Genomic DNA, 6536 nt, shown 5'->3' with positions numbered 1-6536 from the left:
ATATATTCTATACCCTGCATATTACGACCGTAAAAATAATCAGAACTTATTATATAAAAAAGATGCTGAATTTCAATATATTTAGAATGTCAAACAAAAAAATAAGAAAGTTCTGATAATGGCTCTCATCTATGAAGATGTGGTCGATGCCCATCTGCTTGAAATCCACCACGTCGTCCGTGCGTGACTTTATGGCGTGTTCCACCTTCTCCAGCTTCGCTTCAAGGTTGTGCTTGCGCTTCTCCAATCCTTTCAGCATCGCCCGCGACACGTTCTTTCCCTGCTGCCGTAGCACTTCGAGGTTTTCCTCCACCGTGTCAAGCTCTGCTTGCAGGATGCGCTGCTGCAATTCCGGCGACTGCGGTATCTTGCCGAACTGGTCGTGCGACATGATGACGCAATCGTAGTCGTTGTTCTTTATATTATTGAAGAAGCGCACACGGTTGGCGGTCGAAAAGTCCTTCTCCGAAGCGTACAGAATACGTGCGTTGGGATATGCCGCCTGATAGGTGGCTGCAATCTCCGCAACGTTGGCTTTCAGCCCGATAATCATCGGCTTGTGTGCCAAATTCAGACGCTTCATCTCATGCGCGGCGATGCACATTATCAGCGTCTTACCGGTTCCCACCTCGTGGTCGCAAATTCCGCCGCCGTTCTGTTTCAACATCCAGACGCAATCCATCTGTGAGGGATAGACGCTCTTGATACCCCGGCTTGCCAGCCCTTTCAGGTTGAGGTCGGGAAAGGTCTGATGGGAGCCGTCGTAGCGCGGGCGCACGAAACAGTTGAACTTGCGGTTATACATCGTCACAAGCCGCTCCTTGAACTGCGGCGACTGCTCTTCGAGCCATTCGGAGAAGCCGTTTCGTATCTCGTCAATCTTGGCGTTGGCGAGTTGTATTCCCTCGCTGTCGCGCATCTTGATGTCGTTGCCATGCTCGTCCTTGCCGATGGACTTCATCATGTCAGGGCAGGTGTTGTGCAGGGCGTGTTTTAGGAGGTGCATACCGTCATAGTTCCGGTAATACCCCTTCACCAGAAACTCGTCCGTGATTTTCATGGTGCGGTAGCCGCACACCACCGAAAACTCGTCCATGCTTGCGGAATAGGCGATTTTCACCTCCGTGTCGAACAGCCGGCTCATGTAGGCGGCATAGACACCCGTCGGAATCCAGCGTTCCCCGAAATTGAAGTCCAGATCCTCGAAGGCGATGCGCTGCGGCTCGGCATCTTTCAGAGCCTCCAACGCCTGCTTCACCTCCGGCATACGCTCATTTTCGGGATTGTCACCCATCCATGCCTCTATGCGTTCCGCTTTCTCTATGACATTTCCGGCGATGAAACGGTCTTTGATTTCGTAACCGGTCACGAGCGGATTGTAGTAGATGCGCCCTTGCAGGGCAGTGAGCAAATCCTCCGCCGTGCTGTCGGTTATCTCCCGCATATAGTCGAGATTGACCGTACCATATTTGTTGAGCGACGCAGACAGGGCTTCTTCGGGAGAGCCTACGTTGGCATGGCTCTCCACCGCGAAGGAAACAGGATGCTCGAAGATGTCCGCCTTGACGAACTTTCCGTTTTCCATCCGTTCCAGCGAAAGGATGTCGCGCCCGCCCGCATCCATCATCACTAACTTCACGTTCTGCTTGGCGTTGAGGTTGCCGTAGCGCATGACAAACTCATCGTAACAGGTATTCAGATGCTCTCGCCACGGAACATTTGCCTCGCGCCGGAGCGATTCATAACGGTACAGACGCTCGTAGGCGTCACGCAGCGACACATACAACAACGCCTTTTCCTTCTGGTATCCTTTCAGGTCGAGCGGCTGGAATGTCGCCCCGTATGGCGTGATGTCTTTCAGGTAGCCGATGTTATGACGCCCCCGGTCAGCCACCAGCGACCCTTCGCGCAGGTGCATCTCCGGCGTGCGGTGGTAGGCACGCGGAGAAAGGTCCACGACTTCCTCCTTCGGCTTTTCCGCTTCGATGTCGGGGAAAAGGAAAGTCCCCACCGCTTCCGATGGGGTATCTGTAACGGCAGGTGCGGCGACTGCCTCCGGCTGTGTTTCCTCCTGTCGTGGCTGCTCACGGGAAGTTTCCGGCACGGCTTTCACTTCCGTCTTTTCCGCCACTTGTTTCTCGTTATGCTGCCTTGCCAGTTCCCGAAGTTCTTTCCTACGCTCCGGCGTCAAACCCATCATCATTTCATAGAAACCGTTGATGGGAGGATTGGTATCCCAGTCCAGTGTGGCATAGATGTCGTCCGGGTCGGCAGGCTTGGCGGTGTTCTCCGCTTTCACCTCCTTATTCTCCATTGCGGGTTTTGCAGTTGGAGCTGTCGGTGTAACCGTGACTTTCGGTTTGGGCGGAGTGGACTTTGCCGTAACTGCCTTTTTCACCGTCTTTTTCTTTTTGGAGGTTTTCGGTTGGCTGACCTCTTCCGTCATCCCCCAGAGGTCAAGCAGGGTGAGCTGCACGCCTGCGGAATATTGCGGGCGCGGTTCTATCTCCGGCTTTTCATCTGCGGGTTGCGGCTTTTCTGTCGGAGTTTCCACCGTCTGCGCCGAGGATACTGTTTCCAATTTTATGGCAGGACGCTCTACTTTATTTTGAACGGCAACTTTTTCTTCCGTTCCTGCCTGCCGGATTGAACCCGAATACAAGCGCATGGCAAGCCTGTAATGGAAATCCTCGTCGAGCATACGGCGCAAATCCCCGGCGATGCCTGCTGCCTTGCCCTCGTGCAGATAAACCATAGCGGGCTTCCCGTAGGGGTCTGTGTCAAGTTTCGCCATCGTATGCACGATGCGTTCCGGGTGGTGGATGAAATAGGCGTTGTCGGTCAGGGCGGTTTTCGTGTCCGTCTGTATCACGGTCATCAGCCGCTCGTCCTGCGACATTTCCTTCTTGCTGAGGTTCTTTTGCAGGACAATCAGGTCACTGCCCACCTCCGTGCCCGCGTTGTCCGTGAACAGGTTGTTGGGCAGGCGTATCGCGGATACCAGATTGGCCTGACTGAACAGCTCGTTACGCACGGAGGTCTTGGTGCTATTCAATACCCCTTGCGAGGTGATGAACGCCACGATACCGCCGTCACGCACGGCATCCAGTCCTTTGAGAAAGAAATAGTTGTGGATGGTTTTCTGGGCGGAGCGTCTGCCGAAAGAGTCGCTCCGCTGAAACTCCGCGTCGAACACGGCAATGTCACCGAACGGAATGTTGGACACCGCCAAGTCGAAATAATTGTTGAACGGTCTTTCGATTTTCTCAAAACCGCAGGTGCGCATTTTCTGGTCGGGATAGAGATGCCTCAAGATTGTACCCGTGAGCAGATCCTTCTCGAAAGCCATCACATCCGCATTGGGGCTGTGCCGCAGCATGGAATCCACGAACACGCCGACACCTGCCGACGGTTCGAGCATACGGGCGGGGCGGACGCTGTAATCTGCCAGCACGTCCGCGATGGTGTCGGTTATCTCTTTGGGGGTGTAGAAAGCGGTCAGCACGGACGCTTTCAGCGAATCCACAAACCGCTTGTACTCTGTTTCGTCCTTGCTGTTCTCACGGATAAGCCTGTGCAGCTCCACCGTCGGGGCGAACAGTTCGAGGTCGGATTTCGCCCACCGGACGGCATCCGTCAGTTCCTTTGCAGGGTTGAGGATACATTTCAGACCGCCGAAACCGCAGTACCTTTGAAGTATGGCACGCTCTTCGGTTGTCGCTGTCCTATTTTCCCTGTCAAGGATGAATGCCGTCCGTATCGCCTCGATGTTGTCCCGCAGTTTCTGTTTGCGGTTAAACGCCATATTCGTCTAAGTAAAGGACGGTTGCTCCCGTCAGCTCCGTGTAGAGCAGGTCGTAATCGGAAGACAGGGCGAAATTGTCATCCGAGAGGTCATAGACGGAGAACACGTTGCCGACAAGCGGCAGCAGTTTCAGGACAAAGGCTTCACGCTTCTCTTCCGGCACTTCATCGGCAAACTCGTTTTCCACGACTTCGCGGAGGATGGCGTAACGGGAATAATGCAGCCCGCGCAGCAGCGTGTCCATCGCCAGTTCCTGCGCACCATCGGCGGGATAGCCTTCAAGCCGTGCCCTCTCATACGTTTCGGCGGCACGGTCGGCCCGTTCCCGTATGAAAGCGGTGTCGTCAGCCTGTTCAAACTTGTTCGTGCGGAGATAGTCCAGCAGGTACAGACCGTAATAGGAAAAGTCGGTCTGACCCTCGTTTTTCTTCTTGTTGTTCATTACTTTGGATTTAGCGGATTGATAATTAACGGGATAATCGGTTGGAAAAAGGAAGAAAAAGGCACTCGGTATCCCTCCGAGTGCCACCACTAAATCCAAAGTATGAGTGTAATCCGGTATCGAAGAACAATTCATTACTCTGAACAAGTGGCAAAGTTAATACTATTTCTTCCGTCCTGAAAATTTCTTGTCCTTTTTAGCCTCCGGGAACACAAAAGTCGTGTTATATTCCCCGTCAAAGGCGACAACAGCATCGAAACTCTTGCCCTGTTTGCTCTTGAACCCTTTGAGCAGCTTGGTATGCCCTTCGGTGAGCAGGTCTTTGATTTCATCGTCGGACAGGGTGCGTCCCGCTTTCAGCCGGAACACGGGCAGTCCGCACTCCGTGTTGTCGCAGCGTACCACCTTGCCGTAGAACCGCATCCTGCCCGTGCCACACTTGGGACACGCGCAGCCGGAGTCACGGCTGCCGAAGAGCTTGTCGCACGAGATCAGTTCGGAGGTTATCTCACGTGTGTACGCCTCTATCTCCTTGCGGAAGGTGTCGTCGGACAGTTCCCCGCGCTCGATACGCGCCAGCTCCTTTTCCCATTCGCCCGTCATGGCAACATCGGCGATGCGCATCGTCTTGACGACGGAATTGAGGGCAAGTCCTTTTTCGGTGGGAACAAGCGACTTCTTGCAGCGTTCCATGTAACCGCGCTTGAAAAGCGTTTCGATGATGGAGGCGCGTGTGGCGGGAGTACCGATGCCACAGTCCTTCATCGCCTGCCGCAGTGCGTCGTCCTCAATTTCCTTGCCCGCCGTTTCCATTGCCGAGAGCAGGGTGGCTTCGGTATGCAGCGGCTTGGGTTTGGTCTTTCCTTCGGTAATGGACGAGCCTTTCGGTGTCAGCGTGTCGCCTTCCTGCCAGCCGGGGATGGTAATTTCCTCTTTTTCCTCGCCATAGACGGCACGCCATCCGGTTTGCTTCACGACGCTGCCTTTTACGGTAAACTCCACTCCGGCACATTCCGCCGTGACAGTGGTCACATCCTTGACGCATTTCTCAGAGAATGCCTCGACCATGCGCCCGGCAATCATCTGATAGATGGTATTGTCCTCTTTGGAGAGGAAGAGCGGTTTCTCACCCGTGACGAGCAGGGCATGGTGGTCTGTCACCTTGCCGTCGTCCACGCTGCGGCGTGTCGGGGCGGCTTTTGCCCGCACCTTGTCTTTCCATTCGGGCTGTGTGCCGATGAAAGCGAGCAGTTTGGGAATTTCGGCAAACACGTCTTCGGGGATGTAGCGGCTTCCCGTTCTCGGATAGGTTATCAACTTCTTTTCGTAGAGTTTCTGCGCGATTTCAAGCGTCTGTTCCGCCGTGAAGCCGTGCTTGGCGTTGGCTTCTTTCTGGAGCGTGGTCAGGTCGTAGAGCAAGGGAGTTTCCTCCGTCTTCTCCTTGCGCTCGGCTTTCGTGACAGTGGCGCAACCTGCCGCCTTTACCTTATTATATAGTTCCATCGCCGGTTCTTTCTCTTTCCATTTCTCGGAGGATGAGAATTTCACGACTTCGCCGTCGCAACCGTCCGTTGCGATATGGAGCTGCCAGAATGCTTCGGACGTAAAGCGGCGGTTCTCCCAGTAGCGTTCACATACCATAGCCAACGTTGGTGTCTGCACCCGCCCCACGGAATACGTGCCGTGTCCGGCGGCGATGGATAACGCCTGTGTGCCGTTGATGCCCACGAGCCAGTCGGATTCGCTCCGCGCTTTGGCGGCGAGGTAGAGGTTGTCGTATTTGCTGCCGTCTTCGAGTTTCCGCAGTCCCTCGCGGATAGCTTTGTCGGTGAGAGAGCTGATCCACAGGCGCACGAAAGGAGTGGTGCAACCCGTATAGTGGTAGAGGTAGCGGAAGATAAGCTCTCCCTCGCGTCCGGCATCGGTCGCCACGATGATATGTTCGCTTGTGTCGAACAGTCTTTTGATGACTTTTATCTGCGACACCACGCCGCTGTCGGGCTTGTAACCTTTCTCCGTCCTGACCTGACGGGGGACGAGCGTGAATGTGTCGGGAATAATCGGGAGGTTGTCACGGACAAATCCGCGCACGCCGTAGCCGTCGGGCATGGCAAGCTGAACGAGGTGTCCGAATGCCCATGTCACGGCATAACCGCCTCCCTCGAAATATCCTTCCTCTCTCTTTGTCGCGCCCACGATGCGGGCGATTTCACGTGCCACGGAGGGCTTTTCTGCAATGATTGTCTTCATGTCTTCTTCTTTTTTGTTGATACTTTGGATTTTATTTTG

The 6536-nt window shown here is 54.5% G+C and carries 2 protein-coding genes and 1 pseudogene; all 3 read right to left on the bottom strand.

The window, feature by feature from the left end:
* Positions 1 to 97: 97 nt before the first annotated feature.
* A pseudogene (locus tag NBH01_RS15000) lies at positions 98 to 3805 on the bottom strand (helicase-like domain-containing protein); the annotation flags it as partial.
* Entirely contained in the window at positions 3795 to 4382 is a 588-nt protein-coding gene (locus NBH01_RS14995) for a DUF1896 domain-containing protein (protein WP_004291461.1), read from the bottom strand. The pseudogene NBH01_RS15000 and the gene NBH01_RS14995, both read right to left, overlap by 11 nt.
* A gap of 27 nt (positions 4383 to 4409) precedes the next feature.
* Positions 4410 to 6497 carry a type IA DNA topoisomerase gene (locus NBH01_RS14990; RefSeq protein ID WP_004291456.1) on the bottom strand — a complete coding sequence of 696 codons (2088 nt, stop codon included), beginning with the start codon at positions 6495 to 6497 and terminating at the stop codon, positions 4410 to 4412.
* Between the last annotated feature and the right edge of the window lie 39 nt (positions 6498 to 6536).

This window comes from Bacteroides sp. B1-V-101, from assembly GCF_023656585.1.
Taxonomy (GTDB): domain Bacteria; phylum Bacteroidota; class Bacteroidia; order Bacteroidales; family Bacteroidaceae; genus Bacteroides; species Bacteroides thetaiotaomicron.
The sequence above is the reverse complement of the archived record's forward strand: the minus strand, read 5'-3'. Positions and strand labels throughout refer to the sequence as shown.